Consider the following 24,323-nt stretch of genomic DNA (forward strand, 5'->3'; position numbering starts at 1 on the left):
GTATTTTCAGCTCGGTGTGGGCGTCAAGAGTGCGCACAATGGGTGCATGGATCCCTCCGGCACCCCCGTCAGCCCTCTGGAGCAGGCGTTGCACACGGCACGCGCTCTCGTGCTCGACGACCTGGCCGCGGGCGACGTGGCCGCCGCGGACGTGGTCTCGATGGTCGAGGAGTCCGTCGTGCAGCGGCGCTGGTGGGTCGAACAGTGGCCGGAGGGCGCGCCCTATGTCGCCGGGCTGGTGGCACAGGACGTGCAGGACGCCCTGTTGGAGACGTACGGCCGCTGGCCGCTGTGCCCGGTCTGCGGCTCCGGCGACCCGCACGCGCTGGAGGTCGAGCCGGAACTCGGGCCCGATCCGCACTGGGTGTGCCACAAGGCGGGCGTGAAGGTCGCGGCGGTGGGGTCACTGGGCTCGGCGACCGGCGGGGTCCCCTCCTCGTGACCGTGTACATCGACCCGCCGAACTGGCCGGGTCACGGACGGATGTGGTCGCATCTGATCAGTGACGTGTCCTATGAAGAACTGCGCCTCTTCGCCGACGCGTTGGGCGTCCCCCGCCGCGCCTTCGAGCGCGACCACTACGACATTCCCTCCCACCGGTACGCGGAGGTGGTGGCGGCCGGTGCCCTGGAGGTCAGCAGCCGCGAGGTGATACGGCTGCTGCACGAGGCCGGGCTGCGGCGGCGCAAAGGGCGTGCTCAGAGCGGCAGTTCGTAGGCGAGGCCCTCCTCGTCCTCGCTCACCCTGCGGAACCCGGCGCGGGTGACGACCGCCTGGGAGGGCAGGTTGTCGCGGTCGATCGTGGCGAAGAGGGTGGTGACGTCCTCGCGGGCGGACGCCCAGTCGGCGAGCGCCTGAAGGGCTTCTGTCGCGTAGCCGTTGCCGCGGGCGCTCTCGACCAGGTCGTAGCCGATCTCCACGCGCCCCTCCTCGTCCGGGATGCCGTGGAAGCCCATCCCGCCGACCGCCCGCCCGTCCTCGGTGCGCACGAGGGCGAAGACGCCGAACTCCGGGCGGTGCACGCCCCCTTCGTACGCCTTGAGCAGGAAGCTCGCGGCCTCCCGGGTGCCCTCGAAGGGGCCGCCCTCCAGCCACAGGAAGCCGCCGTCGCCGCCCATGACCAGGTCCCGGGCGGCGGCGGGCGTGATGCCCTGGAGGGTGAGGCGTTCGGCGGTGTGGACGAGGTTGTTGTTCCAGCGCCACTCGGTGACCGACGGGCGGCCGGGGAGTTCGCCGCGGCCGGTGGCCCACAGGAGGGTGCGCCAGTGGTCGGCGCCCGGCTGGACGTGTGGGAAGAGGCGGGTGAGGACGAACTCGGGGAGATGGGACGGCGGTTCGTACGGCAGGTCCAGCGCGCCCGCGATGTCGAACGTGTGCAGCAGCACCTCCGCGACGCCCATCGCCGCGAAGCCCTCGCGGTTCGCGCTGCGGAACGGGTACGGGTGGAAGGCGCGGGCCTCGCGGGGCGCGGTGCGGACGGCCGCCGCGAGCAGGGCGCCGGTCGCCTCGATGACGCTCAACACGCCCGCGTTTCCGGAGCCTTCGTCAAGCAGCTTGAGTTCGAAGGGGAAGTAGCTGTCCTCGGCACGTCCCGCCAGGTTGGCGGCGTATTCGACGAGGTCGTCGGCGACATGGGCCGCCGTCTCGTGCACGGTCCAGTCCAGCCCGGCCGCCGTCACCTCCGTCCAGTCCCGCGCCACGGCCGGCCGCAGCGCCTCGACACAGCCGGCGACGGCCTCGGTCACGTAATCCCCGCCCACGTTTCGCATGTACCGCAGGCTAGGGCGCCTCGCCGTCCGGGAGCGACAGCATTTCCAGCTCGGAGGCGAGGTTGTAACGCGCGGTGGCCTCCCACGTCCGCTCCCCGTACGGCGTGCGGAACAGCCGTGGCAGGGCAAGGAGTTGGCGCAGGATCCGGGAACGGCCCGTGCGGAAGGCGTCGTTCGGGACGAAGTGGTACTCCTCGCGGACGGCGGCCGTGTAGGCCGCGTAGGCGGATGGCGGTGAGGCCAGGATCGCGAGGTCGGCGTCGCACAGCACCTGGCCGTCGTGGTCGTCGTCGGCGGGGTCGTGGGTGACGGTGAGACGGACCAGGCGGGCCACCTCGGCGGTCTTCTCCTGCGACACCCCGGCCTCCGGCAGGGCGCGCTCGGCCAGCCGCGCCGACCGCTCCTCGTTCTCGGAGCGGTCGGGGAGGTAGACGGCGTCGTGGAACCACGCGGCCAGGCGTACGACGTCCGGGTCCTCCGCGTGCTTGTCCAGGACGTCGATGTGGTCCAGGACCGCGGTGAGGTGCGTGAGCGTGTGGTACCTGCGCTGCGGCTCCTGCCAGCGGGCCAGCAGGTTGTCGGCGTACGGCACCGGGTCGGGACCGTCGGTTGCGCCGCGGGCTCCCTCCAGGGCTCGGGACCAGCGGCTGCGCAGGGCGTCGAGATCGGCCATGCCCTCATTCTCCCGTGATCCCGGCCGCGCCCCTAGCGTGGACGTCATGACTTCTGCTGCTGAGGTACGCGACCCCGACCTGCCCGGACGCCTGCTGACCCTCGAACGCGACGCGCTGGTCCCTCTCCTGCGCTCCCGCCCCGACGCCGACTTCGCCCTGCCCACGCTCGCGTGTCCCGGCTGGAGCGTGCGGGACGTGCTGGCGCACTGTTCGTCCGCGCTGATCCGCGTGGTGGAGCGCCGCTTCGAGAAGGGCGTCTTCTCGCCCGAGTCCAACGACCGGGACATCGCCGAGCGCGCCGACTGGACGAACGCGCAGGTCGTCGACGAGCTGGAGCGCGGGATGACCGAGGCGGGCCCGGTGATCGCGAAGGCCGGGGGTGTGCTGGACAGGGTCGCGCTGGGGGAGTGGGTGCACGCGGGTGACGTGCGGGACGTGCTCGGGGAGCCTGGTGCGTACGCGGGCGCCGGGCTGCCGGACGCGCTCGCCCTCCTCGCCCGGGTCACCCGGGAGAAGGGCCACGTGCCGCTCCACGCCGACCTCGACGACGTCGACGAGCCGCTGCTGCTGGGCGAGGTGAGCGGGGAGCGGACGCCGGCCCGTTTCATCGGCGGGGCCGCCACCCTCGTACGGCTGTACTCGGGCCGGTCGGTGAAGGGTGCTGACTTCGAGCTGGTCGGGGTGGAGGCGGAGGAGCTGAACATCTTCGGCTGAGGGGTGTCGTCGGGGCGGCGGTGGCCGGGGCGTAGTCTTTGAATTGGACTAGACCTGTGCGAGAGTCGTACCGCCGCCAACCGACGAATGGGGCCCCATGAGCAAGCGTGCAGTCCTGGAGGTGATCGCCCTCGACGTCGAGGACGCGGTCGCCGCCCAGGCCGGAGGCGCGGACCGCCTCGAACTGGTCACCGAGATGGCGGCCGACGGACTCACCCCGTCGGCCGCCACCTTCACCGGGATCCGCGCCGCCGTCGACATCGCGCTGAGGGTGATGCTCCGGCTGACGGACGGCTTCGCGGCGGGTGACGTCGAGCGGGTGGTCCGGGCCGCGCGGGAGCTGCGGGACGCGGGCGCCGAGGAGTTCGTGCTCGGCTTCCTGGACGCGGACGGCGGTGTCGACCTCGGCGCGGTCGAGCGGGTCGTGGGCGAGCTGGACGGCTGCCGGTGGACCTTCCACCGGGCCATCGACCGGGCCGCGGACCGGGACGCGCTGCGCAAGCAGTTGGACGGCGTGCCGGGCCTGGACACCTACCTCACGGCCGGGTCCGCGTCGGGGGTGGACGACGGCCTCCCCACCCTGCTGGCCGAGGCGGCCAGGCGCGGGGAGAGCGGCTACGACCAGCAGGTCATGGTCGGCGGCGGACTCCGTCTGGACCACGTACCGCGGCTGCGGTCCGCCGGCCTCGACGCCTTCCACATCGGCGGCGCGGCGAGACCGGGCGGCTGGGACGCCCCGGTGTCGGTGGCGGCGGTGCGCGAATGGCGCCGGTCACTCGACCTGCCGCGGGACGCGGAACTCGTCCGGTCGTAGCCGCGCTGTCGGAGGCCGGCGGTACGGTCCCGGTATGGCAGCCAGGATCGATCTGACGCTCGACTGCGCGGACACGCCGCTCCTCGCCGCGTTCTGGAAGACCGCGCTGGGTTACGTCGACGAGCCGCCGCCCGCTCCCTTCGCGACCCGGGCGGAGTGGCTCGCGCAGGTCGACCCGGACGGGGGCGAGTTCGAGGACGACGCCGCCTGGCTGTGCGACCCGGACGGCGTCGGGCCCCGGCTGTCCCTCCTCACGGTTCCCGAGCCCAAGACCGCGAAGAACCGGCTGCACCTCGACATCCGGGTGCCGGGGCACGGCGGCGCCGAGGAGCGGTGGGCGCGGATCAGGGCGGAGGCCGGGCGGCTGGTCGCGGCGGGCGGGGTCGTCCTGGCGGAGTTCGAGGGCCACCACGTGGTGATGGCCGACCCCGAGGGCAACGAGTTCTGCGTCGCCGCGGCCGCCGCCTGACGCCTGCGGGTCGCCTCAGACGGCGAGCTGATCCGGCAGCGGTGCCGCGTGGGTGACGATCAGGCCCGAGACCGCTCGCGTCAGCGCCACGTACAGCCGCCGCAGTCCCGTCCGTTCGTCCGGCTCCCCGTCGACCACCGCGCGCGGCTCGTCGAGGACCACGTAGTCGTACTCCAGGCCCTTCGCCAGGGACGCCGGGACCAGCGTGAGGCGGGTCTGGGCCGTGGTCTCCTCACCGGGGGCCAGGTGGCCGATGCCCGCCGCCGTCAGGGCCTCGGCCAGCGCCGGTACGCGCGCGTCCGCCGCGATCAGACCCGTCGAGCCCTCGCGGGCCAGCAACTCCCGGCAGGCGGCGACCACTTCGCCGGTGCCGGTGACGGGACGCAGGGCGAAGAAGCCCGGGTTCTCGCGCACCGACGCGACCGGCGTCAGACCCGGGGCGATGTGGGGGAGGAGGCGCGAGGCGTAGGTGATGACGTCCGTGGGCACGCGGAAACCGGCCGTCAGCTCCTCGATCAGCCCGTCGGACTTGCCGAGGTGGGCCAGGGCCTCCTCCCAACTCGCGGTCGCCCAGGGCGTGGTGCCCTGCGCCAGGTCGCCGAGGACCGTCGCCGAGCCGGTGGTGCAGCGGCGGCCGACCGCCCGGTACTGCATCGGCGACAGGTCCTGCGCCTCGTCGAGCACCACGTGCCCGAGCGAGTGAGTGCGCCGGACGACATCCGTCGCCTCGTCGATCAGCACCGCGTCCGCCGAGGACCACTTGGCGGCCTTCACCGACCGGGCGGGCTTCGCCCAGAGGATCGTCTTCTGCTCCTCGTCGGTGAGGATCCCGTCCGCGTGCTCGGCGAGGAAGTCCGCGTCCGTCAGCAGGCGCAGGACGAGTTTCGCCGGGTCGACCGGCGGCCAGACCTCCTTCACCGCCGCCTTCACCGCAGCGTTGCGCGCCACCGCGTCCTGCACCCGGTCGTCCGGCGCCTCGCCCGAGCGCTCCATCTGCACCAGCACGGCGTGCGCGATGCGCTGCGGCAGGGCCTCGCGGGCGGCGCCGTAGCGGATGCCCCGCTCCAGCAACTCACGGACGATGTCCTCGAGTTCGTACGCCGGAACACGCCAGCGGCGGGAGCCGCGCACCACCACGACCGGCTCGGTGGGCAGGGTGACATGGGAGTAGACGGCCCGGCGCAGCACCTGCGCCATCCTCGCGTCACCCTTGATGATCGCGGCCGCCGCGTCGTCCTCGCCCTTGATCTCGACGTGCGCCACCAGGTCGTCCACCGTCGCCTGCTGCACCGTCAACTCGCCCAGTGCGGGCAGCACCTGCTCGATGTAGTGCAGGAAGGACCGGTTCGGTCCGATGACGAGCGTCCCGGTGCGGGCGAGACGTTCCCGGTGGGCGTAGAGGAGGTAGGCGACCCGGTGCAGACCGACCGCCGTCTTCCCCGTCCCCGGCCCTCCCTGGACGCACACCGTGCCGCCCAGGCCGCTGCGGACGATCTCGTCCTGCTCGGGCTGGATGGTGGCGACGATGTCCCGCATCGGGCCGACGCGCGGACGCTCGATCTCCTGCTGGAGCAGCTTGCTGGTGCGGGCCGCCTCCGCCGGGTCGGAGAGGTGCTCGTCCTCGTAGGCCGTGATGTCGCCCCGGGTGTAGCCGAAGCGGCGGCGCAGCGCGACGTCCATCGGGTCCTTCTTGGAGGCCCGGTAGAACGGCTGCGAGACCGGCGCGCGCCAGTCGATGACCATGGGGTCGCCGTCGTGGTCGTGCACGTGCCGGCGCCCGATGTAGAAGCGCTCGCCCCCCGCGCCCTCGGCCTGCTCGGCGCCGGGGGCGTGCAGGTAGTCGAGGCGGCCGAAGAACAGCGGCGTGTCGCTGAGGTCGGCCAGCGCCTTGATCCGCTCGTCGATCTGCCGGGCCAGGACCTCGGCGTTGACCCAGTTCGCGGTGACGTCGCGGATGTCCAGCGACTCCACGTCCTCGCGCATGGCGCGCAACGCGGCACGGGAGGACGCGAGATGGGCCCGCTCGCGGGCGAGGGGACCGTCGTCGACGGGCGTGGACGGCGTGGACACGGGGGTGCCTCCGAAGGTGCTGCGGGTGGTCGCGACGAGCCGGCCGGTTTCCGTCCGGTCGGCGGCACTCCGGCGAGGAGGCGGGCAAGAGCGGAGAGTGTAGGCGAGCGGCGCGTGCCGACGCCAACCGATTTCCCGCCGCCGCGCCCTCTGGGCCCGCAGTCCCCTAGGGGATCACCCCTCCACCCGCCGGTGGACGTCTCACCGGCGAGTTGTACCCAGGTATCACAGGAAATGCAGACCTGGGACCGATGCCCTCCTTATGCCTGGTGAGCCACCATGGAGACATGAGTGCAGCGACCATCAACCCAGCTCCCGGTCGCCCGTCCGGGGCGACCCCCGTCTCCGGTTCCCACCCCGCCCACCGCCTCGGTGACGCCCTCCGCGCGATCCGCGTCTTCGCGGGCGCCGCCTTCGACGTGGTCATACTCGGCGAGTACGGCGAGGAGGCGGGCGTACGCCGCAAGTGACGGCGTCCGCTCAGCTCTCCGCGAGGATCTCGTCCGCGTCCACGATCCGGTACGCGTACCCCTGCTCCGCCAGGAACCGCTGGCGGTGCGCCGCGAAGTCCTGGTCGATGGTGTCGCGGGCGACCACCGAGTAGAAGTGGGCCTGGTGACCGTCGGCCTTGGGCCGCAGCACCCGACCCAGCCGCTGCGCCTCCTCCTGCCGCGACCCGAAGGTCCCCGACACCTGGATGGCGACGGTCGCCTCCGGCAGGTCGATCGAGAAGTTCGCCACCTTCGACACCACCAGCACGCTGATCTCGCCCTCCCGGAACGCGTCGAAGAGCTTCTCGCGCTGCGCGTTGGACGTCTCGCCCTTGATCACGGGCGCGTCCAGGTGCTCGCCGAGCTCGTCGAGCTGGTCGATGTACTGCCCGATGACGAGGATCTGCTGACCGGCGAAACGGCGCACCAGCGCCTCCGTGACCTTCCGCTTGGTCGCGGTCGTCGCACAGAAGCGGTACTTCTCCTCCTGCTCGGCCGTCGCGTACGCCAGCCGCTCGGAGTCCGTGAGGTTGACCCGTACCTCCACGCAGTCGGCCGGCGCGATGTAGCCCTGCGCCTCGATCTCCTTCCACGGGGCGTCGAACCGCTTGGGCCCGATCAGCGAGAACACGTCCGACTCCCGGCCGTCCTCCCGCACCAGGGTCGCCGTCAGCCCCAGCCGCCGCCGCGCCTGCAGGTCCGCCGTGAACTTGAACACCGGAGCCGGCAGCAGATGCACCTCGTCGTAGACGATCAGACCCCAGTCCCGGGAGTCGAACAGCTCCAGATGCGGATAGACACCCTTCCGCTTCGTCGTCAGCACCTGGTACGTGGCGATGGTGACCGGCCGGATCTCCTTGCGCGTGCCGCTGTACTCACCGATCTCGTCCTCGGTCAGCGAGGTCCGCTTCACCAGCTCGTGCTTCCACTGCCGGGCCGAGACGGTGTTCGTGACCAGGATCAGCGTCGTCGACTTGGCCTGCGCCATCGACCCGGCCCCGACCAGCGTCTTGCCCGCCCCGCAGGGCAGCACCACGACCCCGCTCCCGCCGTGCCAGAAGTTCTCCACGGCCTGCTTCTGGTACGGCCGCAGCGCCCACCCGTCCTCGGCCAGCTCGATCGGGTGCGCTTCGCCGTCCACGTACCCTGCGAGGTCCTCGGCCGGCCAGCCCAGCTTCAGCAGCACCTGCTTGATCTGCCCGCGCTCGGAGGGGTGCACGGCGACCGTGTCCGGGTCGATCCGGTTGCCCACCAGCGGCGCGATCCGCTTCGAGCGCAGCACCTCCTCCAGCACCGGCCGGTCGGTGGTGGTCAGCACCAGGCCGTGCGCCGGGTGCTTGCTCAGCGTGAGCCGCCCGTACCGGTCCATGGTGTCGGCGATGTCGACGAGCAGCGCGTGCGGCACCGGATACCGGCTGTACTGCACCAGCGCGTCGACGACCTGCTCGGCGTCGTGCCCGGCCGCCCGCGCGTTCCACAGCCCGAGCGGCGTCACCCGGTAGGTGTGGATGTGCTCGGGCGCCCGCTCCAGCTCCGCGAACGGCGCGATGGCCCGGCGGCACGCGTCGGCCTGCTCGTGGTCGACCTCGAGCAGCAGCGTCTTGTCGGACTGGACGATCAGCGGACCATTCACGCGGGGCACCCTCTCCCTTCGGCCGGCCTCACCGGCCGAACGTCCAGTGTGCCCCAACCGCCGACGATCAGGGACGGTGCTCGTCCAGCTCCGCCAGCCGCCGCAGATGCGGCCCGTACTCCGGGTCGGCGAGCGCGGCGGCGAACTGCGCGGTCAGGTAGGCGAGCGGGTTGCCGGTGTCGTACCAGCGGCCCTGGATGACCTGGCCGTAGACCGCCTTGGTGGCGGCGTAGGCGTTGATGGCGTCGGTGAGGTAGATCTCGCCCGTCCGGTGCTCGTACCAGGCCCTGGTCTGCCGGCGCAGCTCCTCGACGATGCCCGGCGTGATCACATAGCCGCCGATCGCCGCGTACGCGGAGGGCGCGTCCTGCGGCTTGGGCTTCTCGACCAGGCCCGTGATCCGCAGCAGGCCGTCGCCGAGGTCCTCCTTGACACGCGGGACGCCGTAGCGCTGGGAGTCGGCCGGATCCATCGGCAGCAGCGCGAGCACCGGGCAACTGGTCGCCTCGTAGGCGCGGATCAGCTGCTGGGCGCGGGGGACGTCGGCCACGAACACGTCGTCCGGCCACAGGACGAGGACCGGCTCGTCGCCGATGTTGCGGGCCGCGTTCAGGACGGGCGTGCCGTTGCCGTACGGGCCGTGCTGGTCGAGGTAGGTGATGTGACCGAGCCGGGACAGCTCGCCGACCTCCTCCACCGCGTCCGCGTAGGCCGTCTTGCCGTCGGACCGCAACTGGGCCACCAGCGCCGGATTCGGCCGGAAATGGTCCTGGATCAGGCCCTTGCCGCCCGACACGACGATCGTGATGTCCGTGATGCCGGACGCCACCAGCTCCCGCACGGTGTGCTCTACCACGGGTTTGTCGCCGACCGGCAGCATCTCCTTCGGGATCGCCTTCGTCAGCGGCAACAGGCGGGAGCCCAGCCCGGCGGCGGGGATGACTGCGCGGCGGATCGTCGTGGCCATGGGGCCCCCTTCGTCGAATGTCTTAGAACGTTGCCCGCGAGCCCGCGCCGGAAGCCCCGGGTGAACAGTTCCGGACAGGCCGCTGCGCTGAGGGGAAGGGACCGGACCCAGAACCCACCCTCAGCTCTCGCCTCAGCCTTCGTCGGCCAGCTCCGCCACCCCGGTCACCCGGTGCAGCGGATACGTCCGCACCTCGTCCGCCGTGTGGTCGTACGCCGTCACGAAGCCGCCCTCGACCCGGATCGGGGCGATGACCCGCTGGCTGGCGGCGCCCTCCGCGTTGACGTAGCCGATCCACAGCGCCTCCCCGGTCAGGACGGCGGCCTGCATGGTGGCCAGGGTCTCCGCGGGGCTGGTGCGGGGCAGCTCCCCGCTCCCCAGCGGCGCCTGCTTGCGGGGAGTCGTGGACGCCAGGTCCCCGGCCCGTACGGCGCGGATCGCCGCCGCCAGCAGGGTCGCGTCCGGCGTCGGCGGACCGTCCGGCACCGGTGCCGGAGCCGTGCGCGGCGGGGTGCGGTGGGCGTCCGCGCGGGCGATCAGCACGTCACCCTCCGCCGACTCGGCGGCCGGCGCGAAGCCCATCGCCCGCAGCCCCTCCAGGAGCGTCGCCGGGTCGGCCTGCGTGGCCAGCACCGTGGGCGCGAGCCGGCGCAGCCGCAGGGCGGCGGCACGCCGGTCCGCCATGATCTCGTTGAGCAGGGCGTCGTCGTCGCAGCGCACGTACGCCGAGGCCGCTCCCACCCGCAGATGCCCGTGCCGGCGCGCCACGTCGTCGATCAGGTACGCGAGCGGCTGCGGAACCGGCGTGCGCGAGTGCGCGGCGAGGAACGCGTGCAGGTCGGACGCGGTCCGCCCGGCGTCCAGGGCCCGGCGCACCGACCCCGGCGTGAACCGGTACACCGTCGCCCCGCCCTTCGACTCCACGTCCGCCAGCACCCCCAGCATGTCCGCCAGCGGACGCTGCAGCGGCCCCGGCGCCACGGCCGTCAGGTCGGCCTGCAACAGCACGTGGTCCAACGGCTCGGGCAGCAGCGGAGCCAGCAGCCGGGCCGCGGCGGCGGACGCCGACGCCTGCTCCACTGCGGACAACGGCTCCACCGCGACCGGCACATGGTGGAACGGCAGCTTGTCACCGGGCCCCTCCGCCGCCGGCGGGGCCTCCTGCGCGGCGGCGGCCCGCGCCCCCAGCAGCGCCCGCCCGTGCGCCGACAGCGCGCCCCGCCCCGTCACGCCCAGCATCTCGGCCTCCGACAGGGCCCAGCGGGCCAGCCGGCCCCGCAGGTCGTCGTCCTGCTGGGGCCCGCGCAGCGGACGCTCCCAGCGAAGGCGGGCCAGCACCGAGTCGGCGGACGGCGCGGTGCCCTCCGGCAAGCCGGCCAGCAACGTCAGCACCCGGTGCCGTACCTCCGGCGCGGCCGACCGGTCGAGACCGGGCCCGAGCGCCGACAACGTACGGTCCTTCGCGTCCCGCCCCCCGACCAGCCCCGCCGTCCGCGTCGCCGTCAGCCACGCCTCCGTCAGCCGCGTCCAGCGCCGCGCGGCCGGCTGCTCCAGCCACTCGTCGTACGCCGGGGTCGCCGCGAACCGCTCGTCCGCCTCACCGTCCGAGGCCAACAACCCGGCCGCATAAGCGAGTTCGACCCAGAACGCGGCGACCGGCTCCGCCACGTCGAGCGCGACCGCCGTCCGCTTCAGATCCCGCACGCTCAGCCCACCGGCCCGCAGCACCGCAGGACCGCCCTCGTGCCAGTCCTTCAGCAGCTCCTCCACCATCGCCAGCGCCGTGTACGCCTGCCCCGCCGCCGTCGCGTCCACAACCTGTGGACGGTGCACGGCCGCCGGCTCCAGCGCGGGCGGGAGCGCTTCGACCGCGCGGTGCGCCCGGCCGCCCCGCAGATGCAGCGCCACCTCCCGCGGCAGGACGACCGTGCCGGGCGCCGTCGGCAGCAGCAGCCCACGGTCCAGCAACCGCCGCAGATGGGCCGCCGGCTCCGCCGTGACCTGCCCGTACGGCGGCCCCCACACCAACCGCGCCAGCACCTCCCGCGACTCCTCCGGAAGCCCGGCGAGCAGCGCCGCCATCCGCTCACGGTCACCGAACAGCTCGCCCAGCGCGGCCACCGCCGAGACCGAGTCATGGGTCGAGGGCAGCCCGGCCGCTGTCACGATCTCCTGGATCCGCCCCGGCGACATCCCGGCCGTCGCCTCCCGCACCGTCGGCCCGAGCCCCGTCGGAGACGGATGCTGCGGAGACGGCGCGAGCAGCTCACGGGCCGTACGCACCAGCCGCAACCGCTCGTCGTCGCCCCACACGAGCGCCTGCTCGCGCAACGTGCCCACAGCCCGGGGGAGCGCCGCCGCGACCGCCGGATCCCCCGCGTCACCCGTCATCAGCCCCAGCAACTCCCCGTACGACGCCGGGTCCGCCGCGACCGCCAGCGCCTCCGCCGTCTGCAACGCGAACCGGTCCAGCCGCTCCAGGGCCCGCACGACACTCGCGCGCGTACCCGCCCGCGTGGCGAGCTGGGTCAGATCGGTCGGGACGGGCGTGATGAGATCGGGGCGGGCACGCAGCAGCGCCGCCAGAGAGGCGTCGTCCCGCTGGCGCAGGGCCTCGGCGAGGGAGCGGGGCGGTGTGGCCGGGTCACTCATCCGACCCACGGTAAGGCACTCCCGGCCCGCCCGGCCCCCGTGAACGGGGCCCGCACCAGCACCGCGACCCCGACCTGCGCGGTACCGTCGTCGGACGGGGTTTCAACGGCGCCCCTCCCGGAGGGACTTCGTGGGTATCGAGAGCGACAAGGTCGTCTACGAGTATCTGAGCCGCGTCGGCGACGTGGCACAGCAACGGCAGTTGCCGTCCGCCGCGCGCATGCGGCTGGTCTCCCGGCTGCGCAACGAGATCGACGCGCACCGGGCCAGGGCGAGCGTCGACAGCCCCGCCGCCGTCCGCCGGATCATCTCCCGGCTCGGCACCCCCGACGAGGTCGTCAAGGCGGCCGGCGCCGGCGACCAGGCACCTCCGGCCACCCCCACCCACCTCCCGGTGCAGCGCGACGACGAACCCGCCGACGGCAACCGCCTGCCCAGGAGCCTGCGTCGCCGGACGGTACCGCGCCCACGCCCCGAAAAGCCCGATCCCCCTTCCGACGCACCCTCGCCGCCCCACGTCGCCAGCGCCCAGGAACTCGGCACGAGCGCCACCCAGCCCGACTGGTGGCGGGTCGGCAGCACCCCGCTCGGCGACAGCGTGCCGACGGGATTCGTCGGCGGCGTGGAGATCCCCGACCTGCTCAGGCCACCGCGCCCCCAGGACCCCGAGCCGGCCCGGACCCCGGCCCTGGAGAAGGCCGTCGAGGCCACCCCGGACACCGAACCCGACTCACCCGCCTCCGCCACCCCCCGCCGCCGGCTCTCCCTCCCCGTCTCCCGCTGGAGCAACCCCCTCCTCCTCATTGCCGCCGGCCTCCTCGTGGCCGGCGCGATCCTCGGGAACTGGTTCGCCCTGCTGTTCGGCTGGGCCATCGCCTACGCCTCCCGCCGCCTCACCACCAACGAGTCGAAGTGGGCGGTCATCGGCATGCCGTCGATCGCGGTCACGGCCGGCCTGGTGTGGCTGTGGGGCCGCAACGACGGCCGCTGGGGCACTCCCGTCGCCCAGGGCCACATGAACGACGCCATCTCCCAGACCTGGCCCTGGGTGGTCCGGGGCGCGGCCGTGCTGTCGGCCCTGTTCGTGGTCTGGCGCTCACAACGACGGCGGTAGCCACCGGAGAGGAGGACGTAGTTGTAGGTCACACCGGCCGGACGACTCCCCCTCCCCCCGGCTGGGCACAATGGCCCATATGGCCTCCACGACCGCACCCGCCCTCACCGTCGGCTTCGACCTCGACATGACCCTCATCGACTCCCGCCCCGGCATCCGGGCCTGCTATCAGGCACTGTCCGAGCGGACCGGGACGTACATCGACGCCGACCTGGCCGTGACCCGGCTCGGTCCGCCGCTCGCGGAGGAGCTGATCAACTGGTTCCCCGAGGACCGTCTCGAGGCCATGGCGGAGCTGTACCGCTCGATGTACCCGACCTTCGCCATAGCCGCGACGACCGCGATGACCGGGGCGCGCGAGGCCATGGACGCCGTGCGGGCGGCCGGCGGCCGGGCGATCGTCGTCACCGCGAAGTACGAGCCCAACGCCAGACTCCACCTGGAGCACCTCGGCATCCACCCGGACGAGGTCATCGGCAACCTGTGGGCCGAGCAGAAGGCGGAGGCGCTGCGCGAGCACACGGCGTCCGTCTACGTCGGCGACCACGTCGGCGACGTACGGGGCGCCCGCAAGGCCGACGCCCTGTCGGTGGCGGTGGCGACCGGCCCCTGCAGCACCGAGGAACTGACGGCGGCCGGGGCGGACGTGGTCCTGGCCGACCTCATGGAGTTCCCCGCCTGGCTGTCCGGCTACCGCCCCGCGCGCGCCTGACGCCGCCCGGCCGCGATCGACCGCAGCACCCCGGCACCGGCGATCAGGAAGCCGACTCCCATGAGCATGCTCAGCCCGAACATGTACGTCGGAAACGGCCTCGCGTGCAGGAACAGCGGAGCGACGGTGACCAGCGTGGCCACAGCCCCGAGGAAGAACACGATGGCCCCGACACGGATCAGTCGGTCACCGGGTCCGGTGGAATTCGGTTGGGTTTTGTCACGCACGGGACCAGGGTAGTTCCCAGCGCGAAGGAACAACCCGGGGACGTCTTGTCACCGGCCCGACGACCATTAGCCTTGGTACCGGCGGGTCCGCGACGACCCGCCCCAGTGCTATCAAGAGCCGTTTCCGAAGCAGTTTTCCGACGAGTACGAGGACGAGGACAGACGTGCCTACCGGCAAGGTCAAGTGGTTCAACAACGAGAAGGGCTTCGGCTTTCTCTCCCGGGACGACGGCGGTGACGTCTTCGTCCATTCCTCGGTCCTCCCCGCCGGAGTAGACACACTCAAGCCGGGACAGCGAGTGGAGTTCGGAGTGGTCGCCGGGCAGCGCGGTGACCAGGCCCTTTCGGTCACCGTTCTGGACCCGACGCCCTCGGTCGCGGCCGCCACCCGCAAGAAGCCGGACGAACTGGCCTCGATCGTGCAGGATCTGACGACCCTTCTCGAGAACATCACGCCGATGCTCGAGCGGGGCCGCTACCCGGAGAAGACCGCCGGCAAGAAGATCGCCGGCCTGCTGCGCGCGGTCGCGGACCAGCTCGACGTGTAGGGCCGTGGAACGGCCGAGGTGAACGACGTACGCACCGAACCCGGCGGCGGGGCCTTGCACCCGGCCCCGTCCGCCGAGCGCACACCTGGGTCCGGCAGAAGGGGATCGGTGAGCGGGTGCGTCAGGGGAACGCCAGCGCCTCCGGGCCCAGGGCCGGTACCAGGCCCTCCGCTGCCGCTCGGGTCAGCAGGCCCCGGATCGCCGCGTAGCCGTCCTCGCCCAGGTCGGCGGTGAACTCGTTGACGTACAGGCCGATGTGCTGGTCCGCGACGGCCGGGTCCATCTCCTGGGCGTGTTCCATGACGTAGGGCCGGGACACCTCGGGGTCGTCCCAGGCGGCCCGCACCGAGGTGCGGATCGAGTCGGAGAGGCGGGTCAGGGTCTGCGGGCCCAGCGACCGCTTCGCGATGATCGCGCCGAGCGGGATCGGCAGACCCGTGGTGTTCTCCCAGTACTCGCCGAGGTCGGCCAGCTTGTGGAGCCCGTAGTTCTGGTAGGTGAAGCGCGCCTCGTGGATGACGAGCCCGGCGTCGACCTTCCCGTCCCGTACGGCCGGCATGATCTCGTGGAAGGGCATGACGACGATCTCGCCCACCCCGCCCGGGACGCTGTCCGCCACCCACAGCCGGAACAGCAGGTAGGCCGTGGACTTCTCGCTGGGGACGGCGACCGTGCGGCCGGTCAGGTCGGCGCCGGTCCCGCGCGTGAGCACCAGGGGGCCGCAGCCTCGGCCCAGCGCGCCGCCGCACGGCAGCAGGGCGTACTCCTCGAGGACGTACGGCAGGACGGCGTACGACACCTTCAGGACGTCGAGTTCGCCGCGCTCGGCCATGCCGTTGGTGATGTCGATGTCCGCGAAGGTCACCTCCAGCGCGGGGGCGCCGGGGACGCGGCCGTGGGCGAGGGCGTCGAAGACGAAGGTGTCGTTCGGGCAGGGTGAGTAGGCGATCCGCAGGGGGTGTGCCGGGTCACTGGTCATGTGGGGTCCAACCTTCCAGGACGGGCGCGAGCTTCCCGAACCCCTCGGTCAGGGCCGCGAGGGCGTCGGCGATGCGCCAGGCGGCGCGGTCGCGGGGCCCGACGGGGTTCGAGACCGCGCGGATCTCCAGCACGGGGAGGTGGTGGAGCGCGGCCGCCTCCGCCACCCCGAAGCCCTCCATGGCCTCGACGAGGGCACGGGGGTGGCGGGCGCGGAGCTCGGCGGCGCGTTCGGCGGTGCCGGTCACCGTGGAGACGGTGAGTACGGCTCCGGTGCGGGCGCCGGTCGCGTTCGCGAGGTCTCGTACGAGTGCATTCGGTGGACGGTGGCTTACGGTTCCGAAGCCCAGTTCCGTCACCGGGACGAACCCGGCCGGTGTCTCGGCGCCCAGGTCGGCCACGGTGATCTCGTCGGCGACGACGAGCGAGCCGACGGGGGCCTCGGGCTGGAAGCCGCCGCCGATCCCGGCGGAGACGACCAGGTCATAAGGTACGGCGGCGGTGGTGAGGGCCGTGGCGGTGGCCGCGGCGGCGAGGGCGGGGCCCACCCCGGCGGCGATCACGGTGTGGGTGGAGCCCGAGAGGGCCTGGGCCACCGCGTCCCGTTCGGCCGGGACCGCGGTGGCCACGAGGACGCGTACCGGGGACGTGGTCAGCCCGCCTTCTTGAACTTGAAGGACCACAGGCCGGTCACGTTGCTGCCGCTCTTCTTGCCGTCGCCGGCCTTGATGGTGACCAGGGTGGAGTCGCCCTGGGCGCCGTACTGGGCGTTGAAGAAGACGCTGCCCGGGACGGTGCGGTAGGTCTTGTTGCTGTCCTCGGTGAGGGGCTGGCCGTTCATCAGGATCGTCCAGCGCTTGTCGGCGATCGCCGGGTCGACGCCGAGGCGGACCGTGTCGTCGGGGTCGACCTTGATGGACTGGATGTGCGTGTCCTTCAGGCACGTCGTGAGGTCCGCGGTCTGCAGGGTCTTGCCCTCACCGCCGCACGTGGCCTCCTCGCTGACGGAGGAGCGGCCGACGGTGACCGTGGAACGCGGGGTCGGCTTGTCACAGGCCGACAGGACGAGCAGGCCGGCGGAGACGGCGCCGACGACGGCGACGGCGCGACGGCGTCGCGCAGCGGCGTAAACATCTGCGGCTCCGCCGCGTGGCATCGAGGTCATGGCGGAAAGGCTATAGGGCGGGTCCTACAGCCTCTTTACGTGGGGGCCGGTGTGGCTGTGTGTCAGGCCACGGCGTTACGCCACGCGGGGTTCCCACGACGTCACGCCACGCGGGGCTTGGCCGCGCCGCCGTGCCGTGCCGAGCTCAGCAGCCCGCGGGACGTCGTCGCCCAGCCGAGGGCGAGCACGGCGGCGGCCAGGCACAGGCCGGCCGTGCCGTTGAGCGGCATCACGATGCCGATCGCGCCGCCCAGCACCCAGGCCATCTGCAGCATCGTCTCCGAGCGGGCGAACGCCGAGGTGCGCACCGACTCGGGCACGTCCCGCTGGATCAGCGCGTCCAGGGACAGCTTGGCGAGGGCCAGGCAGAAGCCGGTGGTGGCGGTGAGGCACGCCACCAGGAACGCGCCGAAGAAGATCGCGGCCGTGATCGCGGCGCCCAGCACGATCGCCAGGACCGTCACGATGATGATCTCCGGCGCCCGGGAGCGCAGCCACGCCCCGACCGCCGTACCGAGCGCGTTGCCGGCGCCCGCCGAGACGGCGACCAGGCCGAGGGAGACGGCGGCGCTCTGGCCGGTGAGGGGGTGTTCGCGCAGCAGGAAGGCGAGGAAGAAGGTGAGGAACCCGGACAGCCAGCGCAGGGCGGCGTTCGCGCCGAGCGCGTGCGTGACCGCGATGCCGACGGTCCTGAGGCCGGGGCGCTTGGCCGACTGGCGGTGCGGGCCGTGCAGATGGTCCTCGTCCGCGGCCAGCAGCGCCACGTCCTCGCCCTTGGCGGAGTCGACCTTCGGCGCGAGCGTGAACGACAGGAACGTGCCCCAGATGTAGAGCACGAAGGCCCCGTACAGCGGCCAGCGCGGTCCGATCGCGTGCAGGCCCGCCCCGATCGGCGCCGCGGCCCCGGTGGCGAGGAGCCCGCCGAGGGTGACCCGCGAGTTGGCCTTCACGAGGGAGAAGCGGGGCGGCAGCAGGCGGGGCACGACGGCGCTTCTGACCACGCCGTACGCCTTCGAGGCGACCAGCACGCCGAGCGCCGCCGGATACAGCTCCAGGCTGCCGGTGGCGACGGCGCCCGCGATGATCAGCGCGAGCAGGGCGCGGGCGAGCATGGAACCGGCCATGGCGGCGCGGCGGCCGTGCGGGAGCTTGTCCAGGAGTGGGCCGATGACCGGGGCGAGGACGGTGAACGGTGCCATGGTGATGGCGAGGTAGAGCGCGACCCGGCCGCGCGCCTCGTCCGTCGGCACGGAGAAGAAGACGGTGGAGGCGAGGGCGATGGTGATCATCAAGTCGCCCGCGCCGTTCACGGCGTGCAGTTCGATCAGCTTGCCGAGGCCGGACTCGCCGGCGCCGTGCGCGTGCGTGGCCTTGCGGATGCCGCGGGCCGCGCCGGTCACCGGGAAGTGCAGCGCACGGCCGACCGCGCGGACGGACCCGCCGAACCGGCCCGAACCGCCACCAAGCCTGCTGCCCTTGGTGCCACCCGCCCTGGTGGCTCCTTGGGGCGTCCTTGCGGCTGCCACGACGTTCATAGTGCCCCGAGAACGCCTCCGGTAGTGCGGTTACCGCGCGTACGGACGTGTACTTGTCGGGCCGGCGGGCAGCACGAGTGCCAAGGGGAGAGGGCACGAGTGCCAAGTGGAGGGGGCCAAACGTCCCGTCGGTGTAGGCCGAGCGGTCGCGAGAAGGTAGCGTGCGTAGCGCGTCGTGGCGAACGCTCTCGGCCGCGCGCCTCTCGGCCATCCCGCAGAATGGGTGCATGAGGTGCGCCCGAGCGCGATCGGGCACGGACGTCGACGCGGCCCTTCGGTCCGCTCCGTCCTGGCCCGCCGCCTTCAGGCCGGCGCACCCGAGTGACGGCGTAGGAGAGAAGCGATACCTGTGAGCGCAGCGACAACGCGAAGCCGCACCCCAGACCGCCTGTGTGCCGAGGCCGTCGACCTCGCCCGCGCCGCGGCGGAGGAGGCGGCCGCGCCCGGCGTGGTCGGCGAGCACGTGGGCCTGGAGACCGAGGGTGACCGCGTTGTCACGCACTTCTTCGAGTGCAAGGAACTCGGGTACCGGGGCTGGCGCTGGGCGGTGACGGTGGCCCGCGCCTCCCGCGCGAAGATCGTCACCCTGGACGAGGTGGTCCTGCTCCCCGGCCCGGACGCCCTGCTGGCCCCCGAATGGGTTCCGTGGAGCGAGCGGCTGCGCCCCGGCGACATGGGCCCCGGCGACCTGCTGCCGACCGACGCCGAGGACCTGCGTCTGGAGCCCGGTTACGCCGGCGAGGACGAACCGCTGCCGAACGCGGCCGTCTCCGAGGAGATGGCGGAACTGGTCGAGGCGGAGGACGCCGAGGTCACCGCCGGCACCCCCGCGAACCTGCCCGCCGTCCCGACCAGGGGTTCCATCGCCGCGGTGGCGGAGGAACTGGGCATGCGCCGCGCGCGCGTCCTGTCCCGCTACGGCCTGCACGTCGCCGCGGACCGCTGGGAGGAGTCCTACGGCGCGAAGACGCCCATGGCGCAGGCGGCCCCCGCGACCTGCGTCAGCTGCGGCTTCCTCCAGCCCATCGGCGGCTCCCTCGGTCAGGCCTTCGGCGTCTGCGCCAACGAGTTCTCCCCGGCGGACGGTCATGTGGTCTCGCTCGCGTACGGCTGCGGCGGCCACTCGGAGGCCGCGGTCATGCCGAAGCCGCCCGTGCCGCCGCCCCCGGTGATCGACGAGACCCGCGTCGACCCGTTCCCGCTGCGTCCGTCGCCGGACTCCGGTTCGGTGCCGGCGGTGGCGGACGAGGACACGGCGGAGCTGGGGCACTCGTAGAGCCCTCATCCCCGGGTGTGGTCCAACTCCGTGCCGTACGCGGCGCGGAGCCACTGGACTACCGGCCCCTCTCCTCGCGGTACCTTCGTGCCGACGTCGACGAGGAGAGTGAACGTGAGCAAGTTCGTGCGGCCGGCCCCCGAGGGAGCGGACCCCTTCGGCACCGCCCGCCTGAGGCGGGGTGTGCTCGACGCCTGGGCCACCAGCCCCGCCCGGTTCCGGGAGGACGCCAACGCCGAGGAGGACCTCGTCCTCGGTGGCTACCGGGACCGTCTCGTCGTCGAGCTCGCGCAGAACGCGGCGGACGCGGCGGCCCGGGCCGGTGTTCCCGGCCGGCTGCGTCTCACCCTCCGCGACGGCGTCCTTGCCGCCGCCAACACCGGTGCGCCGCTCGACGCGGCCGGCGTCGAGTCCCTCGCCACGCTCCGCGCCTCCGCCAAGCGGGACACGGTCGAGGGCGCCGTCGGACGGTTCGGCGTCGGCTTCGCGGCCGTGCTCGCCGTCACCGACGAGCCCGCGGTCGTGGGCCGGCACGGGGGCGTGCGCTGGTCGCTCGCCGAGGCGCGGGAGCTGGCCGCCGACACGGCGCGGCACAGCCCCGGGCTCGGGGACGAGATCCGGCGCCGGGACGGCCATGTCCCGCTGCTGCGGCTGCCGTTCGCGGCGGAGGGATCGGCGCCGGACCCGTACGACACCGTCGTCATCCTGCCGTTGCGTGACGCCGCCGCCACCGACCTCGCGGAGCGGCTGCTCGGCGCGATCGACGACGCCCTGCTCCTCGCCCTGCCGGGCCTCGAAGAGGTCGTCGTCGAGATCAACGGCGACAGCCCGCGCACCCTCAGCCGTCGCGTCAACGGTTCCTTCACCGTCGTGGACGACTCGCGGGGCGAGACCACGCACTGGCGCACCGTCTCCGCGCACGGCCCGCTCACCCCGGACCTGCTGGCCGACCGCCCGGTGGAGGAACGTCTGCGCCCGCACTGGTCGCTCACCTGGGCCGTCCCGGTCCACGCCACCGACAGCAGCCCCGCGCACCCCCGTACCAGCCCCGTCCTCCACGCCCCGACGCCGAGCGACGAGCCGCTGGGCGTCCCGGCCCTGCTCATCGGGTCCTTCCCGCTGGACACCACCCGCCGCCACACGGCCCCGGGCCCGCTGACCGACTTCCTCGTCCAGCGTGCGGCCGACGCCTACGCCGACCTGCTCGCCGAGTGGCGGCCGGTGACGGAGGGGATCATCGGCCTGGTGCCGGGTCCCCTGGGGAAGGGCGAGCTGGACGGCGCCCTGCGCGCGGCGATCCTCGAACGGCTCCCGCGGACCTCCTTCCTGCCGCCGGCCGTCGAACCCGGCGACGACGCGGACCTCCCCGAATCGCTCCGCCCGCGGGACGCCGAGATCGTCGAGGGCGCCGGCGCGGACACGGTGCGGGTGCTGGCGGAAGTCCTGCCGACGCTCCTTCCCGCCGGGCTCGAACGGCGGGTGGAGCTGCGGACCCTGGGCGTCGCCCGGCTCCCGCTCACCGACGCCGTGGACCGGCTCGCCGGGCTGGAGAAGGACCCCGGCTGGTGGCGGCGGCTGTACGACAGCCTCGCCGGGGTCGACCCGGACCGGCTGTCCGGGCTGCCCGTACCGCTGGCCGACGGCCGTACGACCATCGGTCCCCGCCAGGTGCTGCTGCCCACGGCGGACGGGTCCCGTATCGACCCCGAGGTGCTGGCGCGCCTCGGCCTGAAGGTCGCCCACCCGGACGCGGCCCACCCCCTTCTGGAGAAGCTGGGCGCGCTGCCCGCGACGCCCCGCGCCGTCCTGACCACCCCGCAGGTCCGCGCCGCGGTCGCCGCCTCGCTCGACGACGAGGGCGGGCTGGACTGGGAGCAGGACGCGCCGGACGCCGAGGAGTTGGCGGACACGGTGCTGGGACTGGTGCGGGACGCGGGGCTCGAGCCGGGGGACGAGCCGTGGCTCGGCGCCCTCGCCCTCCCCGACGAGGACGGGGAGCTCGCTCCCGCCGGTGAACTGGTCTTCCCCGGCAGCCCCTTCCACCAGGTCATGCGCGAAGGCGAACTCGCCACGGTCGACGCCGAGTTGGCGGACAAGTGGGGCCAGGAACCGCTGGCCGCCTGCGGGGTGCTGGCCACCTTCGCCCTCGTCCGGGCCACGGACGTCGTCCTCGACCCCGACGAACTGGAGCCCCGCGAGGGCGACTTCGCCGAGCCGGACGACGCCGGGCTGCTGGACGCCGTCGACGTGTGGAGCGAGGACGTCCTGGACCGCTTCCCCGACTCGCCGGTGCCGCCGGTGGCCACGGAACTGATCGCCGTACGCGACCTGGACCTGGTCGACGACGACAAGTGGCCGCAGGCCCTGGCCCTGCTCGCCCAACCGCCCCTGCGCGACGCGCTGACCCAGCCGGTCCGCGTCCTGCTCCCCGACGGCACGCACGACGTCGTCCGCCCCTACACGGCCTGGTGGCTGCGCGGTCACCCGGTCCTGGACGGCCGCCGCCCGGCGGGCCTGCTGGCCTCCGGCGGCGACCCGCTCCTGCGCGGCCTGTACGACGAGGCGGACGCCACCGGCTTCGAGGACGAGCAGGTGCTGCGGGCGCTGGGCGTCCGCACCTCCGTCGCCGCCCTGCTCGACGAACCGGGCGGCGCTGCCGAACTCCTCGACCGCCTCGCCGACCCCGACCGCCACGTCACCGGCGCCCAACTCCACGCCCTCTACGGCGCCCTGGCGGACCTCGACCCCGAACAGGTCACCCTCCCCGACGAGTTGCGGGCCGTGGTCGACGGCCGCGTGGAGGTCGTGGACGCGGCCGACGCGGTGGTCGTCGACTCCCCGGACCTGCTGCCCTTCACCGGCGGCACCCCGCTGCTGCCGGTCCGCCCGGCCCGCGCCGCCGAACTGGCGGAACTGTTCCAGGTACGACGCCTGAGCGAGTCAGTCCCCGGCTCGGTCGACTCGGAGGGCACGGAACACGACGTCCCGGACGCGGTACGGGTCCTGCTGGGCCCCGGCACCCCCACGACCTACGTCGAACACGAGGAGTTGGTCGTCGACGGCACCGACCTGGACTGGCGCCTGACCACGGACGGCATCCTGCACGCGGCCACCCTGGAAGGCGTCGCCGCGGGCCTCGCCTGGGCAGCGGGCCAATGGCCCCGCCGCTTCGAGGTGGCAGCCCTCCTGGAGGACCCGTCCCGCACGGAGGAACTGGCCCGGGACCGCTGGTTCGACTGAGCTCGTTCCAGAAAAACTCCGCACGAATTCTTCACGCTCGTACAACCATTCCTTACCGTCACGGATCTGATCACCCGAGTCAACAGACTCCCTGATCACTCTGGCCCCGGCAGGACGGGGGACGTCACTGCCGGGCCCCTCTCCCACCATGGGGAAACGCATGCGCATTCGTGCCACCGTGGCCGCCGTCACCGGCGCCCTGGCCCTGTCCGCCTTCGTCGCGCCCGCCGCTCTGGCCGCCGACGGCTCGAAGGCTCCCGTGGGTGTCGCCGCCGCCGACAAGGCCGCCCACACCGCGTCGTCCGGCAAGGCCGCGTTCAGCGCCGCCGCCGCGACCGGTACCCCGTACGAGCTGAACGCCACCTTCTCGAACATCAAGATCAACAAGGGCGGGGACATCGTCGTCGGCGCCGCTGCCGTCGTGAAGGCGCCGGTCACCTTCACGCTGACGCACGGTAACGACGTCGACATCCACGCGGCCGACTTCGTCTCCGCGGTCGAGGTGTACCGCGGCGCGGACTTCGCGAACTCGGACGACTGGATCGACAGCAGCAACGCGAAGTGCACCGACACCTCCGCCACAGCCGCCAACTGCACGGCCACCGTCACGCTCGACCCGTCGAGGCTGCTGAACTCGCAGGCCGGATCGTGGAAGGCGGCCGCCTTCGCGGTCGCGTTCAACGGTGAGGACCCGAACAACCCGAACCTGGACAACGTCGGTGTCGCCACGAAGGACAACGTCGCCACCCCCCGGCTCCAGCGTCTGTCGAAGCTGACGGTCAACGCCGCGCCGGAGCCGGTCAAGAAGGGCAAGACCATCACGGTCACCGGCAAGCTGGCCCGCGCCAACTGGGAGACCAGCAAGTACGCGGGCTACGCCGGTCAGCCCGTGAAGCTGCAGTTCCGTAAGAAGAACTCCAGCACCTACACCACCCTGAAGACCATCAAGACGGACTCCACGGGCAACCTGAAGACCACCACCACGGCCACCGTCGACGGCTTCTTCCGGTACTCCTTCGCGGGTACCTCGACGACCCCGGCGGTCAACGCCGCGGGTGACTACGTCGACGTCCAGTAGTCGCGGCACTAGGCCCTGTCTGGAGTTCCCCGTCTGCCGCGCCCTTCGGGCAGACGACGGGAAACTCCAGTCAGGACCCTAGGGCCTGTTGCGAAAGCGACGCCTGCCGCGCGACGCCCGGCACGCTCCCCCAGAGGGGGTACCCCCCACTCGCCGCACCGCCCGAAAGCCCGAGTACGCCCGGTCCATCAACGGCG

23 protein-coding genes are annotated in these 24,323 nt (G+C 73.0%); 12 read left to right on the plus strand and 11 right to left on the minus strand.

The annotated features are described in order from the left end of the window. The first annotated feature begins 46 nt into the window (after positions 1-46). Together ACIRVK_RS38090 and ACIRVK_RS38095 are read left to right on the plus strand one after the other, a co-directional pair. Positions 47-442, plus strand: a complete 396-nt coding sequence (locus ACIRVK_RS38090) for a hypothetical protein (protein WP_404255459.1) — start codon at positions 47-49, stop codon at positions 440-442. Next, positions 439-717 carry a DUF4031 domain-containing protein gene (locus ACIRVK_RS38095; RefSeq protein ID WP_404255461.1) on the plus strand — a complete coding sequence of 93 codons (279 nt, stop codon included), beginning with the start codon at positions 439-441 and terminating at the stop codon, positions 715-717. The genes ACIRVK_RS38090 and ACIRVK_RS38095 overlap by 4 nt, the downstream gene beginning before the upstream one ends. Here the strand turns inward: ACIRVK_RS38095 and ACIRVK_RS38100 are convergent. Together ACIRVK_RS38100 and ACIRVK_RS38105 are read right to left on the minus strand one after the other, a co-directional pair. Next, positions 699-1,769, minus strand: coding sequence for a GNAT family N-acetyltransferase (locus ACIRVK_RS38100; RefSeq protein ID WP_404255463.1), 1,071 nt, complete (start codon positions 1,767-1,769; stop codon positions 699-701). The genes ACIRVK_RS38095 and ACIRVK_RS38100 overlap by 19 nt on opposite strands. Before the next feature lie 10 nt (positions 1,770-1,779). Beyond that, entirely contained in the window at positions 1,780-2,442 is a 663-nt protein-coding gene (locus ACIRVK_RS38105) for a hypothetical protein (protein ID WP_404255465.1), read from the minus strand. 46 nt (positions 2,443-2,488) lie between these two features. On the opposite strand from ACIRVK_RS38105, the gene ACIRVK_RS38110 reads away from it, so the two are divergent. From ACIRVK_RS38110 to ACIRVK_RS38120, 3 genes are all read left to right on the plus strand, one after another. Continuing rightward, positions 2,489-3,157: a maleylpyruvate isomerase family mycothiol-dependent enzyme gene (locus ACIRVK_RS38110; protein ID WP_404255467.1), complete on the plus strand. Its 669-nt coding sequence runs from the start codon at positions 2,489-2,491 to the stop codon at positions 3,155-3,157. Between the two features lie 97 nt (positions 3,158-3,254). Continuing rightward, positions 3,255-3,971, plus strand: coding sequence for a copper homeostasis protein CutC (locus ACIRVK_RS38115; protein WP_404255469.1), 717 nt, complete (start codon positions 3,255-3,257; stop codon positions 3,969-3,971). A 34-nt stretch (positions 3,972-4,005) separates the two neighbouring features. Then, a complete protein-coding gene (locus tag ACIRVK_RS38120) occupies positions 4,006-4,440 on the plus strand; it encodes a VOC family protein (RefSeq protein WP_404255471.1) in 435 nt (144 codons plus the stop codon). 15 nt (positions 4,441-4,455) lie between these two features. Here the strand turns inward: ACIRVK_RS38120 and ACIRVK_RS38125 are convergent, their stop codons facing one another. Beyond that, complete coding sequence (locus ACIRVK_RS38125) at positions 4,456-6,510, minus strand: HelD family protein (RefSeq protein ID WP_404255473.1); 2,055 nt, start codon at positions 6,508-6,510, stop codon at positions 4,456-4,458. A gap of 287 nt (positions 6,511-6,797) precedes the next feature. On the opposite strand from ACIRVK_RS38125, the gene ACIRVK_RS38130 reads away from it, so the two are divergent. Beyond that, positions 6,798-6,980, plus strand: a complete 183-nt coding sequence (locus tag ACIRVK_RS38130) for a hypothetical protein (RefSeq protein ID WP_404255475.1) — start codon at positions 6,798-6,800, stop codon at positions 6,978-6,980. Between the two features lie 10 nt (positions 6,981-6,990). Here ACIRVK_RS38130 and ACIRVK_RS38135 read toward each other — a convergent pair whose 3' ends face one another. The 3 genes from ACIRVK_RS38135 to ACIRVK_RS38145 form a co-directional block, all read right to left on the minus strand. Next, the gene (locus tag ACIRVK_RS38135; RefSeq protein ID WP_404255477.1) at positions 6,991-8,634 is read right to left on the minus strand and encodes a DNA repair helicase XPB; all 1,644 of its coding nucleotides are present in this window, start codon (positions 8,632-8,634) and stop codon (positions 6,991-6,993) included. A 67-nt stretch (positions 8,635-8,701) separates the two neighbouring features. Continuing rightward, positions 8,702-9,601, minus strand: a complete 900-nt coding sequence (locus ACIRVK_RS38140; protein ID WP_404255479.1) for a UTP--glucose-1-phosphate uridylyltransferase — start codon at positions 9,599-9,601, stop codon at positions 8,702-8,704. A gap of 132 nt (positions 9,602-9,733) precedes the next feature. Next, the gene (locus tag ACIRVK_RS38145; RefSeq protein ID WP_404255481.1) at positions 9,734-12,253 is read right to left on the minus strand and encodes a helicase-associated domain-containing protein; all 2,520 of its coding nucleotides are present in this window, start codon (positions 12,251-12,253) and stop codon (positions 9,734-9,736) included. A 130-nt stretch (positions 12,254-12,383) separates the two neighbouring features. Between ACIRVK_RS38145 and ACIRVK_RS38150 the strand changes: the two genes are divergently transcribed. Next, entirely contained in the window at positions 12,384-13,367 is a 984-nt protein-coding gene (locus tag ACIRVK_RS38150; protein WP_404255483.1) for a hypothetical protein, read from the plus strand. Positions 13,368-13,437: 70 nt separating this feature from the next. Next, on the plus strand, positions 13,438-14,079 hold the full coding sequence (locus ACIRVK_RS38155) for an HAD family hydrolase (RefSeq protein ID WP_404255485.1): 642 nt from the start codon (positions 13,438-13,440) through the stop codon (positions 14,077-14,079). Here ACIRVK_RS38155 and ACIRVK_RS38160 read toward each other — a convergent pair. Continuing rightward, positions 14,058-14,306: a hypothetical protein gene (locus ACIRVK_RS38160; protein WP_404255487.1), complete on the minus strand. Its 249-nt coding sequence runs from the start codon at positions 14,304-14,306 to the stop codon at positions 14,058-14,060. The genes ACIRVK_RS38155 and ACIRVK_RS38160 overlap by 22 nt on opposite strands. Positions 14,307-14,470: 164 nt before the next feature. On the opposite strand from ACIRVK_RS38160, the gene ACIRVK_RS38165 reads away from it, so the two are divergent. Beyond that, a complete protein-coding gene (locus tag ACIRVK_RS38165) occupies positions 14,471-14,854 on the plus strand; it encodes a cold-shock protein (RefSeq protein ID WP_404255489.1) in 384 nt (127 codons plus the stop codon). A gap of 121 nt (positions 14,855-14,975) precedes the next feature. Here ACIRVK_RS38165 and ACIRVK_RS38170 read toward each other — a convergent pair whose 3' ends face one another. From ACIRVK_RS38170 to ACIRVK_RS38185, 4 genes are all read right to left on the minus strand, one after another. Beyond that, positions 14,976-15,833 (minus strand): 1,4-dihydroxy-6-naphthoate synthase, encoded by an 858-nt coding sequence (locus ACIRVK_RS38170; RefSeq protein ID WP_404255491.1) that lies wholly within the window; start codon positions 15,831-15,833, stop codon positions 14,976-14,978. Continuing rightward, on the minus strand, positions 15,823-16,461 hold the full coding sequence (locus ACIRVK_RS38175; RefSeq protein WP_404255493.1) for a futalosine hydrolase: 639 nt from the start codon (positions 16,459-16,461) through the stop codon (positions 15,823-15,825). Before ACIRVK_RS38175 ends, ACIRVK_RS38170 begins: the two co-directional genes overlap by 11 nt. Positions 16,462-16,484: 23 nt before the next feature. Then, positions 16,485-16,997 (minus strand): DUF2771 domain-containing protein, encoded by a 513-nt coding sequence (locus ACIRVK_RS38180; RefSeq protein WP_404255495.1) that lies wholly within the window; start codon positions 16,995-16,997, stop codon positions 16,485-16,487. A 101-nt stretch (positions 16,998-17,098) separates the two neighbouring features. Continuing rightward, positions 17,099-18,523 (minus strand): MFS transporter, encoded by a 1,425-nt coding sequence (locus tag ACIRVK_RS38185; RefSeq protein WP_404255497.1) that lies wholly within the window; start codon positions 18,521-18,523, stop codon positions 17,099-17,101. A gap of 358 nt (positions 18,524-18,881) precedes the next feature. Between ACIRVK_RS38185 and ACIRVK_RS38190 the strand changes: the two genes are divergently transcribed. From ACIRVK_RS38190 to ACIRVK_RS38200, 3 genes are all read left to right on the plus strand, one after another. After that, positions 18,882-19,808: a DUF3027 domain-containing protein gene (locus ACIRVK_RS38190; RefSeq protein ID WP_404255499.1), complete on the plus strand. Its 927-nt coding sequence runs from the start codon at positions 18,882-18,884 to the stop codon at positions 19,806-19,808. A gap of 114 nt (positions 19,809-19,922) precedes the next feature. Next, the gene (locus ACIRVK_RS38195) at positions 19,923-23,048 is read left to right on the plus strand and encodes a sacsin N-terminal ATP-binding-like domain-containing protein (protein WP_404255501.1); all 3,126 of its coding nucleotides are present in this window, start codon (positions 19,923-19,925) and stop codon (positions 23,046-23,048) included. Positions 23,049-23,208: 160 nt separating this feature from the next. Next, positions 23,209-24,126, plus strand: a complete 918-nt coding sequence (locus ACIRVK_RS38200) for a hypothetical protein (protein WP_404255503.1) — start codon at positions 23,209-23,211, stop codon at positions 24,124-24,126. Positions 24,127-24,323 lie beyond the last annotated feature (197 nt).

Source organism: Streptomyces sp. NPDC101152 (assembly GCF_044768275.1).
Taxonomy (GTDB): domain Bacteria; phylum Actinomycetota; class Actinomycetes; order Streptomycetales; family Streptomycetaceae; genus Streptomyces.

Excerpts from the sequence above, each read along its gene's own strand:
- ACIRVK_RS38090 (WP_404255459.1), top strand. The coding sequence starts at position 47 with ATGGATCCCTCCGGCACCCCCGTCAGCCCTCTGGAGCAGGCGTTGCAC.
- ACIRVK_RS38100 (WP_404255463.1), bottom strand. The coding sequence starts at position 1,769 with ATGCGAAACGTGGGCGGGGATTACGTGACCGAGGCCGTCGCCGGCTGT.
- ACIRVK_RS38105 (WP_404255465.1), bottom strand. The coding sequence starts at position 2,442 with ATGGCCGATCTCGACGCCCTGCGCAGCCGCTGGTCCCGAGCCCTGGAG.
- ACIRVK_RS38110 (WP_404255467.1), top strand. The coding sequence starts at position 2,489 with ATGACTTCTGCTGCTGAGGTACGCGACCCCGACCTGCCCGGACGCCTG.
- ACIRVK_RS38115 (WP_404255469.1), top strand. The coding sequence starts at position 3,255 with ATGAGCAAGCGTGCAGTCCTGGAGGTGATCGCCCTCGACGTCGAGGAC.
- ACIRVK_RS38120 (WP_404255471.1), top strand. The coding sequence starts at position 4,006 with ATGGCAGCCAGGATCGATCTGACGCTCGACTGCGCGGACACGCCGCTC.
- ACIRVK_RS38130 (WP_404255475.1), top strand. The coding sequence starts at position 6,798 with ATGAGTGCAGCGACCATCAACCCAGCTCCCGGTCGCCCGTCCGGGGCG.
- ACIRVK_RS38140 (WP_404255479.1), bottom strand. The coding sequence starts at position 9,601 with ATGGCCACGACGATCCGCCGCGCAGTCATCCCCGCCGCCGGGCTGGGC.
- ACIRVK_RS38145 (WP_404255481.1), bottom strand. The coding sequence starts at position 12,253 with ATGAGTGACCCGGCCACACCGCCCCGCTCCCTCGCCGAGGCCCTGCGC.
- ACIRVK_RS38155 (WP_404255485.1), top strand. The coding sequence starts at position 13,438 with ATGGCCCATATGGCCTCCACGACCGCACCCGCCCTCACCGTCGGCTTC.
- ACIRVK_RS38170 (WP_404255491.1), bottom strand. The coding sequence starts at position 15,833 with ATGACCAGTGACCCGGCACACCCCCTGCGGATCGCCTACTCACCCTGC.
- ACIRVK_RS38180 (WP_404255495.1), bottom strand. The coding sequence starts at position 16,997 with ATGACCTCGATGCCACGCGGCGGAGCCGCAGATGTTTACGCCGCTGCG.
- ACIRVK_RS38200 (WP_404255503.1), top strand. The coding sequence starts at position 23,209 with ATGCGCATTCGTGCCACCGTGGCCGCCGTCACCGGCGCCCTGGCCCTG.